The organism is Micromonospora sp. NPDC050495 (assembly GCF_040655175.1).
Taxonomy (GTDB): Bacteria; Actinomycetota; Actinomycetes; order Mycobacteriales; family Micromonosporaceae; genus Micromonospora.
This window is the reverse complement of sequence record NZ_JBFAJK010000030.1, coordinates 33,276-56,643: the sequence shown is the minus strand read 5'-3', so window position 1 is coordinate 56,643 and position 23,368 is coordinate 33,276. Positions and strand designations below refer to the sequence as shown.

17 protein-coding genes and 1 pseudogene are annotated in these 23,368 nt (G+C 71.6%); 17 read left to right on the top strand and 1 reads right to left on the bottom strand.

Annotated elements, in window-relative coordinates; genetic code table 11:
* Positions 1-104 precede the first annotated feature (104 nt).
* The 6 genes from AB0I11_RS24440 to AB0I11_RS24415 all read left to right on the top strand — a co-directional run bounded on the left by AB0I11_RS24440 (position 105) and on the right by AB0I11_RS24415 (position 7,380).
* Entirely contained in the window at positions 105-959 is an 855-nt protein-coding gene (locus AB0I11_RS24440) for a replication-relaxation family protein (RefSeq protein WP_357324818.1), read from the top strand.
* A gap of 305 nt (positions 960-1,264) precedes the next feature.
* Positions 1,265-1,954 (top strand): hypothetical protein, encoded by a 690-nt coding sequence (locus AB0I11_RS24435; protein ID WP_357324815.1) that lies wholly within the window; start codon positions 1,265-1,267, stop codon positions 1,952-1,954.
* Between the two features lie 96 nt (positions 1,955-2,050).
* Positions 2,051-2,782 carry a hypothetical protein gene (locus AB0I11_RS24430; protein WP_357324812.1) on the top strand — a complete coding sequence of 244 codons (732 nt, stop codon included), beginning with the start codon at positions 2,051-2,053 and terminating at the stop codon, positions 2,780-2,782.
* 569 nt (positions 2,783-3,351) lie between these two features.
* On the top strand, positions 3,352-4,527 hold the full coding sequence (locus AB0I11_RS24425) for a MarR family transcriptional regulator (protein ID WP_357324809.1): 1,176 nt from the start codon (positions 3,352-3,354) through the stop codon (positions 4,525-4,527).
* Between the two features lie 70 nt (positions 4,528-4,597).
* Entirely contained in the window at positions 4,598-5,587 is a 990-nt protein-coding gene (locus tag AB0I11_RS24420; RefSeq protein ID WP_357324806.1) for a DUF932 domain-containing protein, read from the top strand.
* Positions 5,588-6,816: 1,229 nt separating this feature from the next.
* On the top strand, positions 6,817-7,380 hold the full coding sequence (locus tag AB0I11_RS24415) for a helix-turn-helix domain-containing protein (protein WP_357324803.1): 564 nt from the start codon (positions 6,817-6,819) through the stop codon (positions 7,378-7,380).
* A gap of 179 nt (positions 7,381-7,559) precedes the next feature.
* Here the strand turns inward: AB0I11_RS24415 and AB0I11_RS24410 are convergent, their stop codons facing one another.
* Positions 7,560-10,307, bottom strand: a complete 2,748-nt coding sequence (locus AB0I11_RS24410) for a transcriptional regulator (RefSeq protein ID WP_357324800.1) — start codon at positions 10,305-10,307, stop codon at positions 7,560-7,562.
* 160 nt (positions 10,308-10,467) lie between these two features.
* Here AB0I11_RS24410 and AB0I11_RS24405 point away from each other — a divergent pair, with 160 nt between their 5' ends.
* The 11 genes and pseudogenes from AB0I11_RS24405 to AB0I11_RS24355 all read left to right on the top strand — a co-directional run.
* Positions 10,468-12,378, top strand: a complete 1,911-nt coding sequence (locus tag AB0I11_RS24405) for a hypothetical protein (RefSeq protein WP_357324797.1) — start codon at positions 10,468-10,470, stop codon at positions 12,376-12,378.
* A 120-nt stretch (positions 12,379-12,498) separates the two neighbouring features.
* Positions 12,499-12,609: pseudogene (locus AB0I11_RS24400) on the top strand (IS5/IS1182 family transposase); the annotation flags it as partial.
* 363 nt (positions 12,610-12,972) lie between these two features.
* Entirely contained in the window at positions 12,973-13,623 is a 651-nt protein-coding gene (locus AB0I11_RS24395) for a response regulator transcription factor (RefSeq protein WP_357324794.1), read from the top strand.
* 341 nt (positions 13,624-13,964) lie between these two features.
* Positions 13,965-14,294 (top strand): hypothetical protein, encoded by a 330-nt coding sequence (locus AB0I11_RS24390; RefSeq protein WP_357324791.1) that lies wholly within the window; start codon positions 13,965-13,967, stop codon positions 14,292-14,294.
* A 32-nt stretch (positions 14,295-14,326) separates the two neighbouring features.
* Positions 14,327-15,616, top strand: a complete 1,290-nt coding sequence (locus AB0I11_RS24385; RefSeq protein ID WP_357324788.1) for a hypothetical protein — start codon at positions 14,327-14,329, stop codon at positions 15,614-15,616.
* On the top strand, positions 15,613-16,485 hold the full coding sequence (locus AB0I11_RS24380; protein WP_357324785.1) for a hypothetical protein: 873 nt from the start codon (positions 15,613-15,615) through the stop codon (positions 16,483-16,485). The genes AB0I11_RS24385 and AB0I11_RS24380 overlap by 4 nt, the downstream gene beginning before the upstream one ends.
* A gap of 2 nt (positions 16,486-16,487) precedes the next feature.
* Positions 16,488-18,305 carry a hypothetical protein gene (locus AB0I11_RS24375; protein ID WP_357324782.1) on the top strand — a complete coding sequence of 606 codons (1,818 nt, stop codon included), beginning with the start codon at positions 16,488-16,490 and terminating at the stop codon, positions 18,303-18,305.
* Positions 18,306-18,314: 9 nt separating this feature from the next.
* Entirely contained in the window at positions 18,315-20,696 is a 2,382-nt protein-coding gene (locus AB0I11_RS24370; protein WP_357324779.1) for a phage tail sheath C-terminal domain-containing protein, read from the top strand.
* A 28-nt stretch (positions 20,697-20,724) separates the two neighbouring features.
* Positions 20,725-21,186, top strand: a complete 462-nt coding sequence (locus AB0I11_RS24365; RefSeq protein WP_046566633.1) for a phage tail protein — start codon at positions 20,725-20,727, stop codon at positions 21,184-21,186.
* Entirely contained in the window at positions 21,183-21,989 is an 807-nt protein-coding gene (locus tag AB0I11_RS24360; RefSeq protein ID WP_357324776.1) for a hypothetical protein, read from the top strand. The genes AB0I11_RS24365 and AB0I11_RS24360 overlap by 4 nt, the downstream gene beginning before the upstream one ends.
* A gap of 225 nt (positions 21,990-22,214) precedes the next feature.
* Positions 22,215-23,368 (top strand): hypothetical protein (locus tag AB0I11_RS24355; protein WP_357324773.1); only part of this gene is annotated, 1,154 nt, incomplete at its 3' end.

Genomic DNA, 23,368 nt, shown 5'->3' with positions numbered 1-23,368 from the left:
GTCAGGTACCTGGCCTGCCCGAACACGGCCGACGGCAAGCCCAATCCCAAGATCGACTCATCCAGACTCCCTACGGGACTCTCTTTCCACGGGGTGAACCCTCTATGCCGCAATCGCGCTCCGCCTCCCTGCTGACCATCTACCCCCACATCACCAGCCGCGACCGGCTGCTCCTGCAGCTCCTCGACGACCACCAGGTCCTCACCACCGACCAGATCCAGCGCATGCTGTTCCACGCCCGACGTACCTGCCAGATCCGACTCGGTGAGCTGGCCGCCCTGGGCCTGCTCGACCGGTTCCGGTTCGCCCGCGACGGCGGTGGCAGCCAGCCGTGGCACTGGACCCTCGGCCACCACGGGCACCGATTCCAGGCCGCCGCCCACCAGCGGCCCGAACCCACCCTCCGCACCAGTCGGCAGACAGCACAGCGGCTGTCGGCGAACCCGCACCTGGCGCACCTGCTCACCACGAACGAGTTCTTCGTCCGGCTCACCGCGCACGCCCGCCGGCACCCCGAGACGCGACTGGACCGGTGGTGGTCCGAGTCGCTGACCACCAAGCAGTACCGGACCATCACCGCCGACGGACACGGCCTGTGGAGCGTCGACGACACCACGGTCGGGTTCTTCCTGGAGGCCGACACCGGCACCGAACCCCTGACCCGGGTGGTGGCCAAGCTCGACCGGTACGCACAGCTGATCCGCCGCGGCGGCCCCCGCTATCCGGTGCTGTTCTGGCTCGGCAGCGAGCAGCGCGAGGAACACCTCCACCGGCTCCTTAGGGCCCGGCGTGGCGACGTTGCGGTGGCCACCGCCACCCACACCAGCGAGCCCGCCGACGCGGTCTGGCTTCCGGCCGCCGCCACCGGCCGGATACGGCTGGCCGCGCTGCCCAGCGACCACGGCCAGCCCGTGGCGGACAACCCGAACTACGACGACGACGGGACCTTCGTCCTCTGACAGATCCTGACAGCCGCGCGGCTGAGCCTGTCATCGCAGGCCAGCGGCGTGGCCGCAACGTCCGACCGGGCTTGTGCTGTCAGGTCACGACGCTACGGTGCAGGCTCACCTTTGCTCGCGCCGCCGCCCGTCTGTCCTCCTCGGACCTGCCCGCGCTGCGGGATCACCGACAGCCCACCCATTTGTGGTCGGCTCGCGGTCCCCGCCCGCAGCATCGTTCCCGGCAGCTTCCCCGGCTCAGACGCCGCGATCCGGTGACCCCACCGCGCGCTCATTCATATCCTTTGCGAAGGGAGCACTGTGTCATGCCCACCCCCAGGCCGCTCACCGTTCAGGTCGTCACCGTCTGCTTCACCGCCGGCGACGACGCCGACTGGTTCGCCGCCTCGGAGAAAGTCCACAACCATCTGCACGCTCACGGCACCCCTTCCCGCCGCTACCACGTCCGTCACCGCCGCCTCATCGGCTGGCTGACCCGCTTCTTCGGCTACCACCTGCTCGACGCCGCCCGCTGCTTCGGCGCGGTCACCACGGCCGCCGGGGGCCGCAAGAGCCGCCTCGACCTGACCGGCACCGCCGCGATGGCCGCCCACGGCGCCGCCCGACGATGGCGCGCCTGGAACGCGCACATCGGCGCCACCACCAGGCCCGCCCGCCCGTGGGAGGACTACCTCGCTCAGCACCTCGCCGACCCGGCCAAGGTCACGCTGAACGAGGCCCGTCGCCGCTTCGAGCAGCAACCCCGAGTGCTGGCGATGCTCGCCCACTCGTTCGACCCCTACGAGCTGTCCGTCTACCAGGCCGGTGAAAACACCTACGTCGGGCTCTACTGGCGCATCGCGCTGATCGGCGACGCGCTGATCACCACCGACGGCCGGCTACTCATCACGGCCAGCGCCTCCGTCGCCGACCGCCTCCGCTTCCTCAACGAGGCCTGCGCCTACCTGCGCAGCCTGCGCTCCAACGCACGACTGTGCGCCGTCGCCCTCGCCTAAACCCCCTCGCCTGAATCCACGGTCGACCGGTCGCCGCCCCGCCGCGACCGGCCCTGCGCATGCCCGCAACTCCGAGGCCCACAAAGGAGGCTTTCGATGTTCCTGACCGATCCGGCGCTTCGGCGCATCGCCGCCGACACCAACGACGTCCTTCCCGAACAGCTGTGGCGCCACGACACCGCGAACCTCGGCCCGATCGGCGACCTCGCCCGCGTCCTGCACAAGACCGCACGCGACTTCACCACCAGCACCACCAGCCTCCACCAGACCCTCACCCGCCTGGATGTGCTCGCCGACACGGCCCGGCAACAACTGGCCGCCCGCGCCGACCTGCACTCGGCCGGCTACCACCAAGCTCTCACCGACGCGCTCACCGCCCGCGAGCGGCACACCGTCCTCGGGGCCGGACTCCTCACCGCCTACCGCGCCTGGCGCAACCACCGGCCCATAGGCGACGGCAACCGGCGGCACCTGCTCCTGCGGCGCAGCGACCCGTCACATGGCGTGGCGACGCTGCGGCTCAAGGATCCGCACACCTGGCTGGTGGTGCCCGACGCCGAGGCCGCCACCGCCTTCGACGTCCCCTACCCGAACCGGGTCGTCGGCGAGGTCACCGAGACTGACCAGGGGTGGGCGCCGACCGCCTACACGGACCCACAGCATCTGCACATCAAGGCCGGCATGGCGTATCCGCTGCCGGTGTGCGACGAACTCGCCTCGGCCTGCCGGTCGCTGCTGCGCTGGTGGCACCTGCGTCACTCCGACGCCTGGCACAGCCGCACCCCCGCCCAGCTCACCCCGGCCGAACTCGCCCACCTTCCCAGCTAACAGCGCACCACAACCCGATCGGTCACCGGGTCGCGCCGACAACCGGCCGCCCTCGACCAGCACGCCGCCGCCCCATCCCAGCCCCGCACCCCGTCCCCGGGCCGCCGGCGGCGGCGCTCTGGCAACCCGACACGCTCCTCGTTGTCCCGGCCACACCGAATCCCACTGCAACCATTCGCCGGGCCGACCAGCCGCGTACGTCGTCGGACCTGAAGGTCGGCACCGGACATCTGCGCCTGTCCCCGGCTGACGCCGACACCTACCACCACCCTGCCGAGGGCAAGCTCTCCATCCTGCAGGCGGCGGCCGCCGAGCCCACCAACTCCGGCCCCTGTCCCCCCTTCGGCCGCATCACGCGCAGCCCCGAGGCCACCGGGCCGTAATTCACCAGCACGTAGCACGGCAGCGCACCGCTGTGGGCGCCTGCCGCGCTGACCGTTGCTCCGCGACCCGGCGCACCACCGCCCGGCACAACACCGTGCCGGGCATCCCCAACCCCACGTTCCCGAGGAAGGAACCCGATGGAAAACCTGTCCCTGACACCTGCCACGCAGGCTGTCCTCGATGCCTTGACCGATCTCGGTCAGGGCAACGTCCACGAACTGGCCGACAGGTCGGGCAAGGCCCGCTCGACCACCGACAAGGCGATCAAGACGCTGGCCGACGCCGGGGTGATCGTCGCAGTGCACACCGACGCCGACTCCGCGGAGGGCACGCCGACCCGGTGGACCCTCGCGACCCCGGCCACCGACGTCGTACCCGACGACGTCGCGGGCCCCGGCGACGCACACACGGCCGGCGCGGACGAGACCGAGCAGCCCGCCGACCCGGACCCCGTCGACGCGGCCCCGGCCACCGGCGACACCGAACCGGCGGACCACCCCGACACCGACACCGACGGCGACGCCCACCAGGAGACCGCCGAAGCGGCGAACGAGAGCGACCGAATCGACGCCAGCGACAAGGCCTGCGACGACGCCGACAACAGCGATGAAGGCCGCGAGGCACCGACAGTCACGGTGGTGCAGCCGACGCGTCCCGGGGACCGCAAGGTCATGGCGATTAAAGGCGTACTGGCCGACTACGGCGACGACGGCGCCACCCTCGACGTGGTCGTGGCCGAGAGCGGCATCGGTCACGTCACCGCCGCCCGCCTGCTCACCGTCATGGAGCAGGCCGATGCCGCCCGACGGCGGCCCGACCTGCCCGATCGGTGGATCCCTGGCCCGACCAAGGCCAGCGAGGTCGACCCGAACCCGCAGCCGCCCCGCTGCCCGCTCTGCCTTCACCTCATCCGCGGCGCAGCGACCACGCCGAACGTCACGGCCACGATACTGCCGCTGATCCGGTCGGACGGCACCCTGCACGTCGTCGGCCCAGACGAGAAGACCCACGTCGTCACCCTGCCCACCCGTCCGGGCCCCCGGACGTCGGGCAACGCGGGCAGCGGGGGCCGGCGCAGCGACGTCACCGTCAACGCCGACGGCAGCCAACCGTTCGGCCGGGGCGTGCTGGAGAAGCTCACCCTTGACGTGCTGGCCGCCGCCCCCGGGGCGGCGATGACCCCGCAGGACATCGCCACCGCCATCGGCGGGCAGCTCGGCCGCGCCGTCAGTTCCGGGGCGGTGCGCAACAACTGCACCAAGGCCGCTGCCGCCGGGCGCATCGTCCTGGTCTCCGACGCGCCGCTGACCTTCGCCTACCCGGCGCCGGCCGACAGCGGCACGGCCGTCGAGCAGTCCTGACCACCTCATCCCCATCCCGGGGCCGGGCCCGTTGGGCTCGGCCCCCACAGAACATTTAGAGGAGAGATACGTGCCGCACGAACTCGAAACGTTCGCGGACGGAATCACCGCCTTCGCCAGCGCCCGCGTGTCGGCCTGGCACCAGCTCGGCACCGTCACGCAGAACACGATGAAGGCCGAGGAGATCATGGCCGCGGCCCGGCTCGGCGGCTGGGGTGTGCGCACCATCCGCACCGTCGGCATCGATGTCGTGGACGGCGTCGAGGTGCAGATCCCCGCCGACGACAAGCGGATGACCGTGCGCCGCAACCCGGTCACCGGCGACACCGAGTACCTGGGCGTCGTCGGCACCGACTACACGGTGGTCCAGAACGAGCAGTGCGCCGAGATGCTCGACCGGCTCGTCGATCAGGTGGGCGGCGCCCACTTCGAGACCGCCGGCAGCCTCCGCCGCGGCAAGAGCGTGTTCGTCACGATGAAGCTGCCCGACGCGATGGAGATCGGTGGGGTGGACCGGCTGGACATGTACCTGATCGGCACCACGTCCCACGATGGCAGCGCCGCCCTGCGCGTGGACGCCAGCCCGATTCGCGTGGTCTGCGCGAACACGCAACGCGCCGCCTTCCGGCGTGCGGTCGGCCACTACACGTTCCGGCACACCTGCAACGTCAACTCCCAGATCAGTCAGGCTCGGGAGGCGCTGGGCCTGATGTGGAAGTACGTGGAGACCTTCGAGAAGGCCGCCGAACGGATGCTGCAGACCGAACTCACCATGCGCGAGTTCGAGAACGTGGTGGCGCAGGTCTGGCCGGTCAAGGACAACGCCTCCGAACAAACCCGCAACAACGCCAAGCAGCGGATCGGCACCCTCAAGTACCTCATCCGCGAGGCCGACACCCAGAAACACATCACCGGCAGCCGCTGGGCCGGCTACCAGGCCATCACCGAATACCTTGACCACTACCAGCCCGCCAAGAACGACACCGTCCGCGCCAACCGGGTTGTCACCGGCAGGGTCGGTGACCTGAAGATGGCCGCCTTCGACCTACTCAAGGTCTGACCGTCCCCATCCACCCCCTGGCCGGGGGCGGCAGTGGCCCGTGCCGCCGCCCCCGGCCCACACCCAGCGCGGCTCCCCCACGTCACAACCGCGCCCATGAAGGAGAGATCGGGCGGCCAGCCCGAGCGACAGCCACACCCGCCCACGGCACGACCCGCGGACGTCGAACTATCCGCGGGCGCGGTCTCCATCCTCGCGCCACCGTCCCCGGCCGCGCTCCGCGCGGGACCGGCCTTTTTTGTGTTCAGGGAAGGGCCACACCATGACCCAAAGGGTCATCGGAGCGGTCACCGTCGTCGTGGCTTGCTTCGGACTGCCCATGCTGCTGCTGTCGGCCGCCACCGGGCGGCAGCTCCAGCGGATGCGCGGTTTTCGTCCCGCCCGCCGTGCGTCCGTCCGGCAGCCGCCCGGGCGCCGGTAGTTGGGACGCGGAGCTGGTAGAGAACGCCGCGACCGCAGTTGCCTGCGGCAGCCGGAGCCGGCAAGGCCCGTGCCGAGGGCTGGTCGGCTCCCTGGGCCGGCCGGGCGCCGAGCATATCGTGGGCGACGGCGTCAGCATCGTACGTTGCAGCCGGGAGTCGCCCCTCCGGCAGCCGGTCCAGGCCGCAGAGCGCCTGCGGCGGGGACCGAGGTCGCGGCGTAACCGCAGGCACGTGTGCGGTGACCTGCGGTGACGTGCGGTGCGGTGAGTCCACATTCAGGGCGGCGGCCCGATGCAGCAGTGCGCTCAGCTGCCCGGACCCCGTGGGTCGTGTCGCTCAGCCTCTGATCTGCGATGCCGCTGACGTCCGCTGGCGGTCCCGGCTGAGGTGGCTTGACCCCGACGACGGATTGAGCGTCGATCGGGTCCGCCGGTGGCTGATCCATCGGCGGCAGTCCGCAGCATCACCCCACCGCCCCGACAGGGCCTGCTGACGAAGAGGCGCAAGCGATGGCCAGTCCTGGGTTCGGCCTACAAGCTCCGCCATGCGATGCCTGCCGTGAGCGATCGCAAGAACCGCCTTCACCGCCGACCTCAGGTATCCCGGCATGCCCGCCCCCGCGGCTGCCCCGACCGGCTCTCACGCCGATGTCGTCAGCTTCCTGGCGTCGGTGAAGAACCCCGCAGCAACTGAGCTCGCCCACGTATCGCACCGCCGTACCGGACGTACCGGCGGTTTCAAGCCAGAAATCGGCCCGGGGCGCCACCACAGGCGCACCGGACCCTGACGGACGGAGATACGCAAGCCATGAGTCAAGCCGTCAAGGCTGCCCTGCTCACCACAAAAGACCTTGGGAAGAACGAGCGAGCGGTAGCCATTGCCATCGCCGCCCACGCCAACCGTGAGGGCAACGCCTGGCCGTCCGTGGCCACCCTCGCCGAGTACGTCGGCTGCTCCGAACGCACCGTGCAACGATGCCTGGCCAAGCTCGTGCAACTGGGTCGCCTCGTGGTGTCGAAGGTCGCCGGCATCGCCACCCGCGTCTACCGGCTGGCGCAACCGAACCGACGGACCACACCCGCAGCAGGGGTGACAGAACAACAGGCGGGGGTGACAGATTCGGCCGCCGGGGGTGACAGCCAACGTGTCACCCGAAGTAATGAAGACCAATTGAAGGCCGAGACACCCGCTCCTGGATGGCGGCGGTTTCTGCCGACGAACCGGCGGGCTGCGGTCCCAGCCGGGACCACCTGGCCGCGGGCAGCGGTGTCAAACACCGGCGGTGGTGAACTGTGCAAGCGTCCTGGGCACATTGGCCAGCCCGCGCACCGCTGCATCGCCTGCCGTTCCGAGGCGATCGAGCGCAGGTAATCGGCCAGCCCGGCTGACCATAGGCGTCGGCAATGTGGCGGAATGTCGTCGCGGTGCTCTGTGTAGATCCGAGCGCCTGAACGGTGGACTGCGGACGCTGGGCACCGCCGTCGACGCCGCTGATTACTGCTCGACGCTCGATCTGGCGTCAGCCCGTGCCCCCAAGCCGGTGCTGCCTACTATTCGGCCAGACTGCCACAGAACTGGGCGGCCAGGGCGATGGTCTCGCCCTGAGGTTCGATGTCGAGATCGGCGAGGGCTCTGGTGAGGGCACGCAGTAGCGTACGGATGCCGTCGGCGTCGCCGAGGGCGTGGCGGGCGTGCATCGCTTTGGTGTAGAGGGCTTCGTTGTAGCAGTCGAGTTCGATCGCCTTGTTGAGTAGGTCGGATGCGGCTTGCGGGTCGTGGCCGAGCAGGTCGTCGGCGAGCAGGAGGTGAGCTTCGGTGCCCCAACGGCGGACCGTCTCGCGGTGTGGCTGTAGCCACTCGTAGTCCTGTCCTTCGGCGAGCGGTGCGGCCGCGAGCTCACAGGCGGTGGTCAGCAGTTCCCGGCGGCGCGGCTCGGGGGCAATGGCCGCGCGGCGCATGAGGTCGCGCAGCGTCCACACGTCGACATCGACGGTTGCCGGGTCGAGCCGGTACCGTCCGGCCGTCTTGATGACGTAGGAGTTCTTTGCCTCCGCCGTGCCGGCGCGCCCGAGGACGTGGCGAAGGTTCGAGGCGTTGGTGTGTACGCGTTGGTCGGCTTGGCTGATGCGGGCGTCCGGTTCGAGGTATTCGCCGATGTCGCGGGTGGTGACGCCGTCGGGGTGGCAGGCCAGGAAGACGGCGAGTTCGAGAGCTTTGGCGCGCAGTGGTCGGCCGGGCTTGGTGATGTTGTCGATCCGCGGCTGCCCGAGCACCCGAAGTTCTGCTTTGGCGGTCGTTGAGTCAGCTGGCGGGGACGTGGCAGCCGGCTGTTCGTCTGGTGTGGTGGCGGTTCGGCTGGCATGCAACGGTACTGCCGTGACCGGTGCCGCCAAGGAGGCGGTGGCGGGCCGTTCGCCCGTCTGGGCTTCCTTCAGGGTGATCAGGATCTGATGCGCTGTGGCTGGTTCGAGAACAGCCAGGCGCGACGGTACGGGTGAAGGGGCCTGTCCATGAAGGTGGGTGGTATGGCCGTCCGGGGCGACCTCGATGGTGTCGCCGTGGGGCCACTCGCCGAGCAGCAGCGCAGCCACGTGTAGTTCCTTCCCCGCTGCGAGAGTGGCTTGGATCCGAGCGCTGTTATCGGCGCCCGGCGCCCCGGTGATGAGCATGATCGGTGGCAGCGCCTGCTCGTCCGGTGGGTCAGGTCGCGAGGCGTCGAGGTCGGTGAGCGCTTGTTCGTGCGCGATGCGGCTGCGTTGCAGCAGCAGGGACTCGAGCGTGCTGAGCGCGCCGGCGAGGTTGTCGGTTACGTGCAGCCGTGGCCACGGGCCGATCGCCGGCATGTCCGGGCCGAGCAGCGTATTGAGGGTGGCGGTGTCGATGACGACCTCGCCGCGCGGGTGGGGGTGGTGTGGGTCGCCGGAGGCCAGCACGGCGACGAGAGCGGCGCGGGCGGCGGAGAGTGCGCCGTCGCCGACGATGCCGGTTGCGCCCGAGGGCAGAGGTGCGAGATCGGGCTCCAGCCGGGGCGGTCCGGTGTCGTCAGGGCCGGGAGGCGGTAGTTCAGGCTTGTGTGCCACGGCACGGCGCAGCTCAACCACCGGTGGTGGTAGTTCGGTGGGTGGGTCGTCGTCAGGGTTGCCGGTATAGCGGCGTCGGCGCTGCCGCCACACCAGGGCCGCCGCTGTGGTGATCGCGGCGGCGAGTGACCAGGGCAGCCAACTGCCTGCAGACAACTGCACACCCTGCTCGTCGCCTGCCCCGGCGGGACTGTGCATGCCGTTGGCAGGCGGCAAGGTGGAAGGTGACGCCGTGATCGTGGGGACGGGATCCGCCCCGGTGGACGGCGTGGGTGCGCTCGCGGTGGCCGGTGGTGGGCTCTCGGACGTGGCGGAGTATCCGCGGTCGGCCGTAGTGGGCGAAGCCGTAGGACTCGGGCCGTCTGGCGCAGTGTGCGGGGAGGGGGTCACGGTGGTTGGTGGCGGCGCAGGGGCCGGGGTGGCTGGTGTGGCTGCCTGCGGTGGGCGGGCATCAGCGGGCAGCCGCAGTTCCCAGCCTGGGTAGATGAGGTCGCAGTCGCGCAGGGTGCCGCCGACTCCGGGGAAGTGGCGGTGCTTGTTGAGGCGGCAGATCTCCGGCCACCGGCCGGCGTCGCCGAGCCATTCTTTGGCGACCCTGGACAGGGTGTCGTGTCGCTCGACCGTGTAGAGGTATCGGGTGTCGGCGACCTGGATCAGCGCGGGACCGCGCGCAACGGCCTGCCGAGGGACTGCCTGCGCAGCGCCGGCTGGGGCGACAGCGGCGGGTGAGTTGCCTCCCCCGTCGATGGGGGTGAGGTTGCCGGCGGAGGTGACGGCGATCGCCGCGGTGCCGGCCAACCCGAACACCAGCCGGTGCAGCGGCGCGGGGAGTCGCAGCACCCGGATGCGCGACCGGGTCGCGAGGGCAACCAGTTCGGCGATCAGTAGCAGCGCCAGCGCAGCCCACAGCAGCCACAGCGCCCAGATGACCGCGCCCGCGAGCACGGTCGGGGTGAATCGTCCGCTGGGCTGGTCGAACCACGCCACCAGCTGCGACCCCGACGGCAACCGCTGGACAGGATTGCCGCCGAGGAGCAACAGCAGGGCAGGTAGCCCACCCAGGAAAGCCGCCGTGCCCACAGCGGCACGGATCACCCGGGCCAGGGAGGACGCCCGCTGCGCCGGACGACGCGGTGCAGCCTGGGCGGGTGGGGCGTAGACCGTGGGACGCACGTACTCGGCCAGCCGGTCACCTCGACCCGGCGACTCCTGCGGCATCCTGTCTCCCCCCGCCCGATACCAACCTCCTACTCGCATACAGGGCAACAGGAGCCGATGACCATCCCGCCGAGAAGGATTCTCACCATCCGCGCACAAAGGATCACTCAACAAAGCCGCAATTGACGATCTCCACCCCTGCCGAGAGAGACTGCCTCACATGCCAAACGGGGGCATCCGACTGTCGATCGACCTCACCTCTGCGGTCATCGCCGCCACCGCCGACTTACACGGCACGCGGATCCCCGTCATGCTCAACGGCCGCATCGTCATGCCCCACGGACTCACCGTCGACCCCTCCGGTCAGCTACACGTAGGCGTAACCGCGCCATCCACGCCCTCGCCGGACCACCAGTTCATCGACGACCCGCTGGAACTGCTCGGCGCAGCCAGGACCGAGCCGCCGCTCGACGCCGTGCAGTTGCTCGCCGGTCAGCTGTGGCACATCGCCGATCAGGCCGTCCGCCAGACCGGAGCCCCCGTCGACGCTCTCACCATCACGATCCCCTCGGGCTGGGGACCTCGGCGACGAGGGCATCTCACCGACGCGGCGACCCGCGCCAGTCTCCCCGCCCCGGCCATGGTCACCGCGCCAGCGGCACTCGCCGCCTACGTCACGGCCGGCACCGTCCCTGACGCCTCCTGCCTGCTGATCTGCCAGGCCGACCGGCACCGGATCACCCTGACCATCCTCCAGGCCAACCCCGACGGATACCGCGAACTCGCGACCCGACCGATCAGCCTGACCCACGACCTGGACCACGCGCTCGCCCAGCACATCACCGGCACCAGCCCCACGCACGACGACCCGCCGCCGGCCAAGACAGCCCAATCCGACGGTGCGGTAGCGCTGCTGGAGTCCATCCGCCAGGCCCGGCAACTCCTGACGACGCAGGACCGCGCACCCGTCCTCCTACCCGCACCCCGCCAGCCCGCCGTCATCACCCGCGACGACGTCACCGCCGCAGCCCAGCCCCTCCTCGACGGCGTCGACGGCGCGGTCCAGGACATCCTCGACGCGGCTGACGTGGACCGTCACCACCTCACCGGCGTGATTCACCGCGAAGCCGAAGCGATACCGGGCCTGCACGAGCGGCTCACGGCAGCCACCGGTCACACGCCGACCAGCCTCATCGGCCACTCCCACGCCCTCGCTGACGGCGCCCTGACCCTCACCACGGCGCACCACCACGCAACACCCACCGCCGCCGCCACCCAACTACCACGGGTACGGCTGCGCATCCGGGACCTGACCAGCGCCATTGTCATCGGCGGCTGCTCCCTCGCCCTGCTCCTACAAGCAGTGCTCACCGCAGACGTCGTCACCGTCGACTACCACGTCATCGGCGTGCGCACCTCACTGCCGCAGCTCGGCGTCGCCGGCGCACTCGCCATGATCACCGCCTTCGCCGTAGCGCACCTCGCCCCCATCACCTGGCTCGCCGGCACAACCACCCCAAGCACACCCGAGCCGGCGACCGGCACCCTCATCCGACGCGGATACCTCGCCGCCGCAGCCGGCGGCACGATCGCCGCAGCCCTCTACGGCCTCGCCACCGGCACCGCCGTCGAATACGACTACCAGCCGTACCTGAAGTGGACCCTGGGCTCCGCGCTACCGCTCGCCGCCTGCGCCGCCGTCATCGCCGCCACCGCACCCCGCATCCCCGCCCCGCAGCTACCCGACTGGCTCACACGCACCCGACCAGCAGTTCTGCACACCGCCACCGCCGGCATCGGCATCTACCTGATGCGGGCAGCACTGACCATCACCGCGCCGGTCGACCTCACCGGCATGCCCGGCCTCGTCGGCAGCGTCGGAGCCGCGCTGCTCGGCGTCGCCACCGCACTGACCGCCAGCCGTAGCCGCACCATCCGCACCGTCACCGCTCCCGGCCTCGCCATCGGCTACGCCGTCGTCTTCACCAGCAACACCAGCAGCGCACTGACCGTCGGCTACCTCGTCGCCCTCACCTGGTGGGCAACCCGCCTCACCGCACACACCCTGCGACTCGCCTACCCAAACGCCAGGCAGACGCTAAGCCGTCTCACGGGCGGCCCCGCTACCTGAGCGGCCAGAAGCAAGCATCAAGCGTGTGAGGTCGCCGGTTCGAGCGAGGGGCTCATCGACGCTCCGGTGCGGCAGACCCTTCCCCCGGTTCGCCGGAGCCTCCGACCTACCAGGGGAACCTCAAGGATGAAGTGCTTCGAGATCCTGCGCGACTACCGCCGCGCCGCCCACACGTTGGTCAACACCGCGTCCGGCATCGCCAACCTCCTCACCATCATCGTCGCCGGCTGACCACCAGCCCGATGCCGAGCAACGCCTTCACCCCGTTACGAGACGTCCCTTACCGGAGCCGACCGCGCGCCCGCAACGCGGTCGTCGGTCGGTCCCGGCCGATGTTTGCCGCGCGGCATGCACCGCAATTCAGGAATGGACGATTCGCCCAACGGTTCGACGAAATGACACATTGTCCACCACCGCGACAAAGTCGGCGGGTAATAAAGCCACCGGGAGTGACCCGCACGGCATGACCATGTCGACTAGGTGTCACAGGACTTGTGCGCGCGGGCCGCGAGTTATCTCCTGTGCACAGGGCGGCGGCCATGCCGCGTCCGGGCCGGGAGACGCACAGTGATGAATGAATCCGAGGGGACATCGGTGCGTGTCCTCGTAGTTGACGACATACGGCTCTTCCGCGATCACGTCCTCGATGTCCTCGGCGCACAACCGTTCGTCGAACGAGCGGCCGGGGCGGCCGACGCCGACGAGGCCCTGCGCGCGGTCGCCGACCACGGCTTCGCGGTGGTGCTGGTGAGCCTGGCGACGCGGGACAGCCTCGCCATCTGCCGACTGCTGGTCGCCGCCGCAGCCGACACCCGGGTAATCGCGCTGGGCGTCTCCGGCAGCGACGACGAGGTGGTGGCCTGCGCGGAGGCGGGGGTGACCGGCTACCTGCTGCGCGACGAGACGAGCGACGGGCTGCTGCGGGTCGTCGCCGCCGCCGGACGGGGCGAGGTGACCTGCCCTCCGCCGGTGGCGGCGGCGCTGATGCGCCGGATGGGGCAGCGCGGGCAGGGCCCGGGCGGTCCCGCCGGGGGGAGCCGGCTGACCACCCGGGAGCGCGAGATCCTAGGCCTCATCGACGAGGGCCTGTCCAACAAGGAGATCGCCCGCAAGCTCAACATCGAGATCCGGACCGTCAAGAACCACGTACACAATCTCCTGGAGAAGCTCGAGGTGAGCCGCCGCGGCGAGGCGGCGGCCCTGGTGCGCGGCGCCCGCGGTCCCGCCCGGGCGCCCGGCTGGTGACGTCGATCGGGTGATCGCCGCCCCCGGGAAAGGGGCCGGCGACGCGAGGCGGACCCCGTTCAGGTCCGGCCCGGAAACCGATCGTCCGCCCGTTTCGGCCGAACGACCTAACTCATTCTGCTGATCGATCGAATTGGTGTCGCGCAGCGGACAGGGAATGCATACCGACGGCCGAGGAGATCAATGGGGTACCACCGGCCCTGGTACCAAAGGACCAGTCCGCACCCTGGTCCCTAATTGGGCACAAGGCTCCATTCTCGACCGCCGCCCCCATTCGTACCGTGATAGGTGCCGCACGGAGGAGGCCGATGGTGCCAGCAATTCGCATACTTCTCGGCGGCGTGGCGACGACGGTGCGGGACGCGGTTCTGCGGGCCGTCGAGGAACAGGCGGACCTGGAGGTGGTCGGCGTCGCCGCCGACCCCTGGGAGCTGTTGCAGGCCGCCGGCGCGCAGGCGGCGGACGTGGTCGTGGTGCCGGCTCCGGCCGGCGGGCTGCCCGGGGTCGCCACGCACCTGCTGGACCAGTACCCGGGCATCCGGGTGCTGGCGGTCACCGGAGCGGGGACGGCGGTGAGCTACCGGCTGCGCCCCCAGCTCGTCGAGGTCGCCTGGGCGACCCCGGCCGAGCTGGCCGCGGCCATCCGGGCGGACGACGAGGCGGAACGGTGAGCAAGACCGGACGAGGGTGAGGGGGGAACGACATGGCCAGTGAACTGGTGCACGGCTTCGAGCAGCCCTGGACCTCGGCGAACCCCGCCCTGCTCGACAGCGCCGTCACCGCGTTCCGGGTGCAGGGCACCGGCTCGCTGCGGCTCACCACGCACGCCGGGGCCACCGGCGTCACCGCGCAGCTCACCCCGCCGGCCCCGCTGGACCTGAGCGGCTACGACGAGCTGCGGCTCTGGACGTACGCCTCGCGCGCCGCCGACGGCACTGCGGCCGCGCCCTTCCTGCTGGAGCTCTCCTACTCGGACGCGGCCGACGCACCCGGCGAGGAGCACCGCTGGCTGATCCCGGTCAACCGGCGGCGCACCTGGGAGCAGCACCGGTTCGGCATCGTCGGCGACCGGCGCAACCAGGTCACCGGCTTCACCCTCCGGGTGCTGACCGGCGTGCCCTTCGAGATCCACCTCGACGAGCTGCTGGCGGTACGCGACGAGGCGCTGCTCGACGTGGAGACGGCGCTGGTGGAGCTGCTCGCCGGGCTGTCGCTGCCCGGCGTGACCGCACTGCCGGTGCAGCCCGCCGCGGCCGGCGCGACCACCCTCGTCGTCGGCCTCAACCGGGCGCTGTACCCGGGCAACCGGATCACCCTGGACGGCACGGCGGGGCGGTACGCGGTGACCGCGGCGGCGCACGACGAGGTGGCCGGCACGACGACGCTGACCGTCACCCCCGCCCTGGCCGCGGCCACCGGCCCCGGGGCGCGCCTGAGCGTCACCGCCCCGGTGGTCGTTGAGGAGCCCCCGTTCACCGACGTGACCGCCGTCGACGGGCTGCCCGACCCGGTGGTGCTGCTCACCCTGACCGACCAGCGCGAGGAGCCCGAGCGGGGCTGGAACATCCCGCAGCGCGACTCGTTCCGGGTCCGGGGCGGGCTGACCGTGTGCAGCCTGCGCCCGCCTCCGCGACCCGTCCTCGCCGAGTACCAGCTGCTGCCCGCCGCCCGGCACCGGGCGCACTCGCTGGCGCTGCGCACGGAGATCCTGCGGCGGGTCGGCGTCGACACCGGGCTGCGCGTCAACGGCACCGTGCTGCCGGTGCAGACGCTGCTGCCACCACCGCTGGACATCCGCGCCCGCGCGGTGCCGGCCCCCGTCTACCTGCACGTCGGCACCCGCGTCGAGCAGGGGGCGCGTACCGAGGCGCCGTGGGTGCGCCAGGCGCAGCTGCGCTCCGGCCCGCTGGACACCCCCTGGGACCCGAGCGGGTCCGCGCCGCCGCCGACGCCCGGGCCCGAGGACCAGGAAGGAATCGTGCTCCGGATATGACCAGCTACCGGCTCCGCGAGGGAGCCACCCTCGTGCTGCGGGTCGACGACGGACCGTGGCAGACCCTGACCTTCGACCAGGACACCGTGCCGGACGCCACCGCCGACGGCGGCGAGCTGCGCGCGACGGGCGAGCAGCTCGCCGCGGCGTTCGAGGGCGTCGACGGGGTCACCGCCGACGTGGACCCCGACGGCGCGCTGGTGCTCGCCACCGAGGGCACCGGCGAGAGCACCGTGCTGGAGGTGGACCCCACCGCCTCCACCGCGGCCGCCGCCCTCGGGCTGGGCGCGGGCGGCCCGGTCGCGGTGTCCGGCCACGGACCCGGCTCGGCCGTGCTCACCGGCGCCGCCGCCGGGCCGTACCCGCTGCCGCCGGGAGCCGCGATGAGCGTGCAGGTGGACGACCGGTCACGGCGCAAGGTCACCTTCGACGACCAGGACGGGCAGTGGAGCGCCGAGGACGTCGCGGCGCGGATCAACCGGCAGCTGCGCCGCGCGGTGGCCCGGCCCACCGGCGACGGGCACGTCCGCCTCACCTCCCCCACCCAGGGCGTCGGATCCCGGCTCGCGGTGACCCCACCGGCGGCGGACGTGCCGGACGCCGCCGCCGTCCTCGGCTTCACCGGCGACGCCGCGCTCAGCGACCCGTACCCCACCGCTCCGGCGCGGCTGGTCTGCCGGCCGGCCGCCGGCACCACGGTCCTGGAGAACCTCACCTCGGCCCCCGTCGAACTACAGCTGCCCACCGGCCGGCAGGTGCTGCCGGCCCGCGGACGTCTCGTCGTCGCCTCCGGCACCGCCGCCGACGGCCTGCTCCGCCGCCTCGTCGCGCAAGGGACGGTCCGGATGTCGCCAGAAAGGAACTCGTAGCGATGGCACTTCAGGTAGGGGTGAACGTCACCGAGGTCGACGGGCGGGCCAGCCCCGCGCTGGCGGCCGCGCCCACCTCCGTCGGCGCGTTCGTCGGGCGTACCCGCCGGGGCGTGCCCGACCAGGCCGTCCGGGTCAGCAGCCTGGACCAGTTCACCGCCCGCTTCGGCGGCCACCACGCCGACGGGTACCTGCCGCACGCGGTCACCGGGTTCTTCCTCAACGGCGGCCGCGAGGCGTACGTCGTGCGGATCGCCGGCGCCGGCAGCCAGGCCGCCCGGGCCACCCTCAACGACCGGCAGGGCACCCCGGCCGCCGGCCTGCGGGTCAGCGCCGGCTACCGCGGGGTGGCCGACCCGGGCGTCTGGGCGCACGCGCTGCGGCTCGACGTCCGCGACGATCCCCGGGCCGTCACCACCGTCGGGGCCGCCGCGACCGCCGCCGCCACCAGCGTGCAGCTCGCCTCACTGGCCGGCGTCGACGTCGGCACGGTGCTGCGGATCGCCTCCACCACCACGCTGCTGCGAGTGGTCACGGCCGTGGACCGGGCCACCCGTACGGTCACCCTGGGCGCCGCCACCGGTGAGGCGGTGGCCGCCGGAGTGGCCGTCAGCAGCGCCGAGTTCCGCCTCGTCGTCCGGCAGCAGGATCCCGCCACCGGCGCGTTCCCGGTCGTCGAGACCTGGTCGAACCTCTCCATGCAGGCCGGCTCCGCCGACTACGTGTCGGACCGGCTCAACCACCCGGTCACCGGCTCCCGCTACGTCACGGTCGCGGACCTGGGCAGCGCCGCGCCCGGCGTCGACCTGCCCGCCGTGGTCAGCGGCGTCGCGCTCACCGGCGGCAGCGAGACCGCCGCCGGGGCCGGCGACCTGGTCGGCGACGCCGCCGCGCACACCGGCCTGCACGCGCTGGACACCGCCGCCGTCCAACTGCTGGCGGTACCCGACGCGCACCTGCTCCCGGCGGTGGGCGAGGCGCTGGTGGTGCGGGGCGCGCTGGACTACGTCGCCGGGCGCGGCGACTGCGTGTACGTCGGCTCGGCCCCGGACCGGGGCCACCCGGCCGGCACGGTCCCCCGCTCCGCCGCGGACTACACCGAGACCGTCGCGCACTACACCCAGGCGGTCAAGGAGTACGCGGCCCAGTTCCAGGGCGCGAAGGTCTACGGGGCGCTGTACGCGCCGTGGGTCCAGGTCGCCGATCCCGCCGGGGTGGGGCCGACGCCGGTGCGGTTCGTCCCGCCCGAGGGGCACGTGATGGGTGTCTACGCCCGCACCGAGCAGGAGCGCGGCATCCACAAGGCCCCGGCCGGGGACGCCGCCGCCGTACGCGGCGCGCTGTCGCTGGCCGCCGCGTTCAGCGCCGGGGAGCACGACGACCTGGTCCGCAACGGGCGTACCAACGGGCTGCTCTCGCCCGGCGGGCGGACGCCGGTGGTGGCCGGCTCCCGGACGCTTTCCACCGACACCCGCTGGCAGTACGTGAACGTTCGGCTGCTGTTCAACTTCGTCAAGTCGTCGCTGCGCGACGGGCTGCGCTTCGTCCGGCAGGAGCCGCACACCGAGGCGCTGCGCCGGATGGTCCGGTTCAACGTGATCACCCCGTTCCTGCTGGGCCTGTGGCAGCAGGGCGCCTTCGGCTCCGACCCGGCCGAGCAGGTCTTCACCGTCAAGTGCGACGCGGAGAACAACCCGCCCGCCGACGTGGACCTCGGGTTGTTCCGGGTGGAGGTCTATTTCTACCCGGTCCGCCCGGCCGAGACCGTGCACCTCATCGTCGGCCAGCAGCCCGGCGGCGGCACCGCCGCCGAAGCCTAGGAGTAGCTGATGACCATCAACCTCGGTGTGACCGTCGTGGAGGTCGACGGCAAGTCGTCCCCCGCGATTGTCTCCGCGCCCACCTCGACCGCCGGGTTCCTCGTCCGCAGCGCGCGCGGCGCGCCCGACCGGGCGGTCCGGGTCCGCGGCTTCGGCGACTTCGTGTCCACCTTCGGCGGCTACACCGCCGACGCGTTCGGCGCGTACGCGGTCCGGGGCTTCTTCGACAACGGCGGCTCGGACGCGTACGTGGTGCGGGTCGTCGGCGCGGGCGCCGCGTCGTCCACCGTGGTGGTGAACGACCAGGCCGGCACCCCGGTGCCGACGTTGCGGTTGCGGGCCGGCGCGCGGGGCGTCACCGAGCCGGGCGGCTGGGGCGACGCGCTGAGTGTGGCCGTCGAGCCGCACCCGCTCGGGGTCGCCTCGGTGCCCGCCCAGGTGGTCGGCGGCACCGCCGAGCCGTTCGCGTTGACCGACGGGGCCACCGCCCAGTTCACCGTCACCACCCGGGGCGTCGACCAGGTCGGCACCGTCACCTTCCACGCCGCCGACTTCGCCACCATCGGCGCGGCGTCGGCGCAGGAGGTGGCCGCGGCGATCAACCGGCAGACCACGGCGGTCCGGGCCGCGGTCACCCCGGACGGCACCGTCGCGGTCGCCGCGGTGGCCACCGACCCCCGGGTCTGGTCCCGGCTCGCGGTGACCGCACCGGCCGCGCTCGGCTTCACCGGCGGCAACGCCAACAGTGACGGCTCCCTGGCGGCGGGCCGGACGGTGGCGGCGCTGTCGTCGGCGAGCGGTTTCCGGATCGGCTCGGCCGTGCGCTTCGCGGTCCGCGGGCACGCGATCGGCACCGCCGCGGTGGCCGCCACGGTCGCCGACGGCGCGGGCCTGCTGGTGACCACCGACGGCGGGCCCGGGGAGACGATCGTCTTCCACAACTCCGACTTCGCCAACCCGGCGGCGGTCACCGTGGCCGAGGTGGTCGCGGCGATCAACCGGCAGGCCGTCGCGTTCAGCGCCGAGGTCACCCACAACAACCGGCTGGCGTTGCTGTCGAACCGGGACGGGGCGGGCTGCACGATCGCGACGGCCGCGCCGGGCGGCGGCGGTGACGCGCGCACCGCGCTGGGGCTGGCCGCCGCCGCCCCGGTCGCCGGCTCGCAGACGTTCCGGCAGCTCACCGCCGCGTCCGAGACGTACCGGCTGATCGGGTGGGGGGCGAGCCCGGCGTTCCCGGCGTTGCCGGCCGCCGCGGTGCGGGTCTCCACCGTCGAGTTCGACCTGGTGGTACGCCGCGACGGCGCCGAGGTGGAACGCTTCGGCCCGGTCAGCATGGTCGACAACCACGACTCGTACGTGGAGGCGGTGGTCAACGACCCGCGGGGCGGCTCGGCGTACCTGGTCGTCACCGACCTGGACAGCGCCTCCGGCGTCGGCCTGGACGCCCCCGCCCCGGGCGTGTACCCGCTCACCGGGGGCGACGACGGGGCCGACCCGGCGGACACCGCCTACCTGGGCGACCCGGCCCAGCGCACCGGCCTGGAGGCGTTCAACGAGGTGGCGATCCAGCTGCTGGCCTGCCCGGAGTCCACCTCGATCGGGGTGGCCGCCGGGGCGATCGGCTACTGCGAGCGGCGCGGCGACGCGATGTTCGTCGGCGCGGTGCCGTACGGCTTCGACCGCGAGGGCGCCAAGGCGTACGCGGCGGGGCTGCGCGGCCGGAAGGTGTTCGGCGCGCTGTACGGGCCGTGGATCCAGGTGGTCAACCCCGACGTGGCCACCGCGGTGGCGCAGCCGCTGGTATGGATCCCGCCGGTTGGGCAGGTGCTCGGCACGTACGCGCGCATCGCCGACGCCCGGGGCGTGTGGAAGGCGCCCGCCGGGGACGAGGCGCGACTGTCCGACGCCCTCGGCGTGGAGTACGACATGACCGACGCCGACCACACCGACCTGGTCCGCAACGGCGGGGTCAACGGCATCCGGGCGCTGCCCGGTGCGGGCATCGTCGTCGACGCGTCCCGGACGCTCTCCACCGACACCCGCTGGCTGTTCGTGAACGTCCGCCGGCTGTTCAACTTTGTCAAGTCGTCGCTGCGCGACGGCCTCACCTGGGTGGCGCAGGAGCCGCACGACGAGGCGCTGCGCCGGATGGTGCGGTTCAACGTGGTCACCCCGTTCCTGCTGGGGCTGTGGCGGCAGGGCGCGTTCGGCTCCGATCCGGCCGAGCAGGTCTTCACGGTCAAGTGCGACGCCGAGAACAACGCGCCGGCGGACGTGGCGAACGGGGTCTTCACCCTCGAGGTCTATTTCTATCCGGCCAAACCGGCCGAGGCGATCCTCATCGTCGTCGGCCAGCAGGACAGCGGCGCGACCGCGACCGACGGCTGATCAGCGGCACACGGGAAGGGCGAGACAGATGGCAGAGCTGACGTTCCAGGAGTCGTACCGTACGCACGGCTTCCTGGTGGAGATCGAGGGCACCCAGTGCCCCGTCACCAAGGTCACCGGGTTGAACGAGGGCATGACCGAGACGATCGAGCAGCCCGACGGCGGCTCGCCCACGGTGCACAAGATCTCCAGCGGCATCATCAAGTTCGACACGCTGGTCATCGAGCGCAACATGGACGGCAGCCGGTTCGACGGCTTCTTCAAGGACTGGTTCGCCGAGATGTTCCAGCTCAACGGGAACACCAACACCTCGTCCGTGCGACGCAACGGCGCGGTGATCAAGCTGGAGAACGGTCAGGAGGTGCTCCGGTTCGCCTTCTACGGCGCCTGGGTGAAGTCCTCCAAGCTGTCCGATCTGGAGGCGGGCAGCTCCGGGCTGTTCAAGCAGACCCTGGAGCTGGAGCACGAGGGCCTGGAGCGTGTCTCGTGACGATGACCGAGATCGAGGTCCGGCCCCGCCGGCCCCGCGAGCACGAGGTGCGGCTGCCCGTCGGCCACCTCGACCTGGACGGGCGGCTGCACCGCACCGCCCTGCTGCGCAAGATGACCGGGCACGAGGAGGCGCTGCTCGCCGACCGCAAGCTGCGCGCCAACGGCGGCAAGATGGTCACCGAGCTGCTCAACGGCTGTGTGCGCGGGGTCGGCGAGATCAGCCAGGTGAACCGGTCGGTGATCGGTGCGCTGACCTCACCGGACCGCAACTTCCTGCTGCTGGAGCTGCGCAAGCTCACCTTCGGCACCGAGCTGGAGGCGCACTACACCTGCCCGTCGTGCCGGGAGACCACGGTGGTGCTGGAGGACCTGGACACCTTCCCGGTACGCCGCAGCGACGGGCTGGGGATCCCGGAGATCGTGGTGGAGCTGGAGGACGGCTTCGAGGACCGGGCCAAGGACGCCTGGTACGACATGCTGCGCTTCCGCCTGCCGATCGGCGCCGACGAGGAGCGGGTGTCGTTGATCGCCCGGGACAACGCGGCCAAGGGCACCAACGCGCTGCTGGCCCGCTGCCTGGTCAGCGTCAGCGGCGACGGGGAGGAGATGCCCGACAACCGCCGCGAGGCGCTCGGCACGAAGATCCTGTCCGACCTGACGATGAGCGACCGGGGCCGGATCGAGCGGGCGTTCCGCGACGAGATGCCGGGCGTCGACCTCAGCCGCGAGTTCGACTGCGGCACCTGCGGCCGGCCGATGCGCACCTCGTTGGACCTGACCAGTTTTTTTACCCCGAGCTGACCGACGCCGACCGGCTCCGGCAGGAGGTCTTCGCGCTCGGCTACCACCTGCACTGGAGCTGGTCGGAGGCGATGGGACTGGAGATCGACGAGCGGCGGGCGTACGTGCGGCTGCTGGCCGACGTGCTCGCCGAGCAGAAGGCCGAGATGGACCGGGCGAAGGCGCAGTCGCGGCACTGACGGGGCGACGGATACCAGGAAAGGACGGTGAACCGCGGTGGACGGGGTGCTGCCCATCTCACTGTCGCTGAGCGACAACAGTGCCCGCCTGATCGGCGCGTACGTGCGCAGCGGCCTGGTCGACGTGGTCCGCCCGCCGCTGGACCGGATCGAGACGGCCCTGCTGGCGCTCCAGGACGGGCTGCGGATGTTGAGCATCGACGTGGTCGACGTGTTCAACGGCGTCGCCGACCGGCGGCTCAAGGTCCAGATCATGAACGAGGCGCTGCTCGACCACATCGAGGCCACCCGGTGGGCGGTGGCCTACCTGAGTTACAACAAGTTCCTCGAGCTGCTCGACCACATCGCCTACATGCGCTGGCTGGACGGGCGCTCGCACCTGCACCTGCACCAGATCATCGAGGGGCTGGCCCGGATCGAGAGCCTGGTGGCGGCCTTCGCCACCGAGGTCAGTGGGATCGGTTCGGTGATCATCGGGCTGCTCCAGGCGATCCTGGACAAGCTCAACCAGGGCATCGGGCTGACCGGGACCATCCAGATCATCGTGACCGGCGCCGACCCGCTGGCGAACATCGACCTGCTGAAACTGCTGGGGCTGATCGGCCTGCTGGCGCTGGGCCTGGCGGTCATCGTGGCGTTCCTGTTCGGGGTCAGCGCGGCGCTGGCCACCTTCGGCGCGGGGGCGCTGAAGGCGGCCGCCGCGGTGGTGCTGCTGTCGCTCGGGCTGATCCCGCTGATCAACGCGCTGGCCAAGTTCAGCCTCGGCGAGCTGGGGATGATCGCGGGGGGTTTCGCGGCCATCGCGCTCTTCGTGGCCGCGCTGGGCAAGGCGTTCCAGCAGTTCACCACGGATCTGGAGAAGGTGATCCCGCAGCTCAACTCGTTCTTCGAGGCGATCGCCAAGCTGATGACCACGCTGTCGACGTTCGACGTCGGCGAAATGATCACCATCGCCGCCGGGTTCGCCGCCATCGCCGGCTTCGTCGCCCTGCTCGGCAAGGCCTTCCAGCAGTTCACCACCGACCTGGAGAAGGTGATCCCGCACCTCAACACCTTCTTCGACTCCATCGCCAAGCTCATGACGACGCTGTCGACGTTCGACGTGGGCGAAATGATCACCATCGCCGCCGGGTTCGCCGCCATCGCCGGCTTCGTCGCCCTGCTCGGCAAGGCCTTCCAGCAGTTCACCACCGACCTGGA

Excerpts from the sequence above, each read along its gene's own strand:
- AB0I11_RS24430 (WP_357324812.1), top strand. The coding sequence starts at position 2,051 with ATGTTCCTGACCGATCCGGCGCTTCGGCGCATCGCCGCCGACACCAAC.
- AB0I11_RS24375 (WP_357324782.1), top strand. The coding sequence starts at position 16,488 with ATGGCACTTCAGGTAGGGGTGAACGTCACCGAGGTCGACGGGCGGGCC.
- AB0I11_RS24405 (WP_357324797.1), top strand. The coding sequence starts at position 10,468 with ATGCCAAACGGGGGCATCCGACTGTCGATCGACCTCACCTCTGCGGTC.
- AB0I11_RS24385 (WP_357324788.1), top strand. The coding sequence starts at position 14,327 with ATGGCCAGTGAACTGGTGCACGGCTTCGAGCAGCCCTGGACCTCGGCG.
- AB0I11_RS24415 (WP_357324803.1), top strand. The coding sequence starts at position 6,817 with ATGAGTCAAGCCGTCAAGGCTGCCCTGCTCACCACAAAAGACCTTGGG.
- AB0I11_RS24435 (WP_357324815.1), top strand. The coding sequence starts at position 1,265 with ATGCCCACCCCCAGGCCGCTCACCGTTCAGGTCGTCACCGTCTGCTTC.
- AB0I11_RS24410 (WP_357324800.1), bottom strand. The coding sequence starts at position 10,307 with ATGCCGCAGGAGTCGCCGGGTCGAGGTGACCGGCTGGCCGAGTACGTG.
- AB0I11_RS24365 (WP_046566633.1), top strand. The coding sequence starts at position 20,725 with ATGGCAGAGCTGACGTTCCAGGAGTCGTACCGTACGCACGGCTTCCTG.
- AB0I11_RS24380 (WP_357324785.1), top strand. The coding sequence starts at position 15,613 with ATGACCAGCTACCGGCTCCGCGAGGGAGCCACCCTCGTGCTGCGGGTC.
- AB0I11_RS24370 (WP_357324779.1), top strand. The coding sequence starts at position 18,315 with ATGACCATCAACCTCGGTGTGACCGTCGTGGAGGTCGACGGCAAGTCG.
- AB0I11_RS24440 (WP_357324818.1), top strand. The coding sequence starts at position 105 with ATGCCGCAATCGCGCTCCGCCTCCCTGCTGACCATCTACCCCCACATC.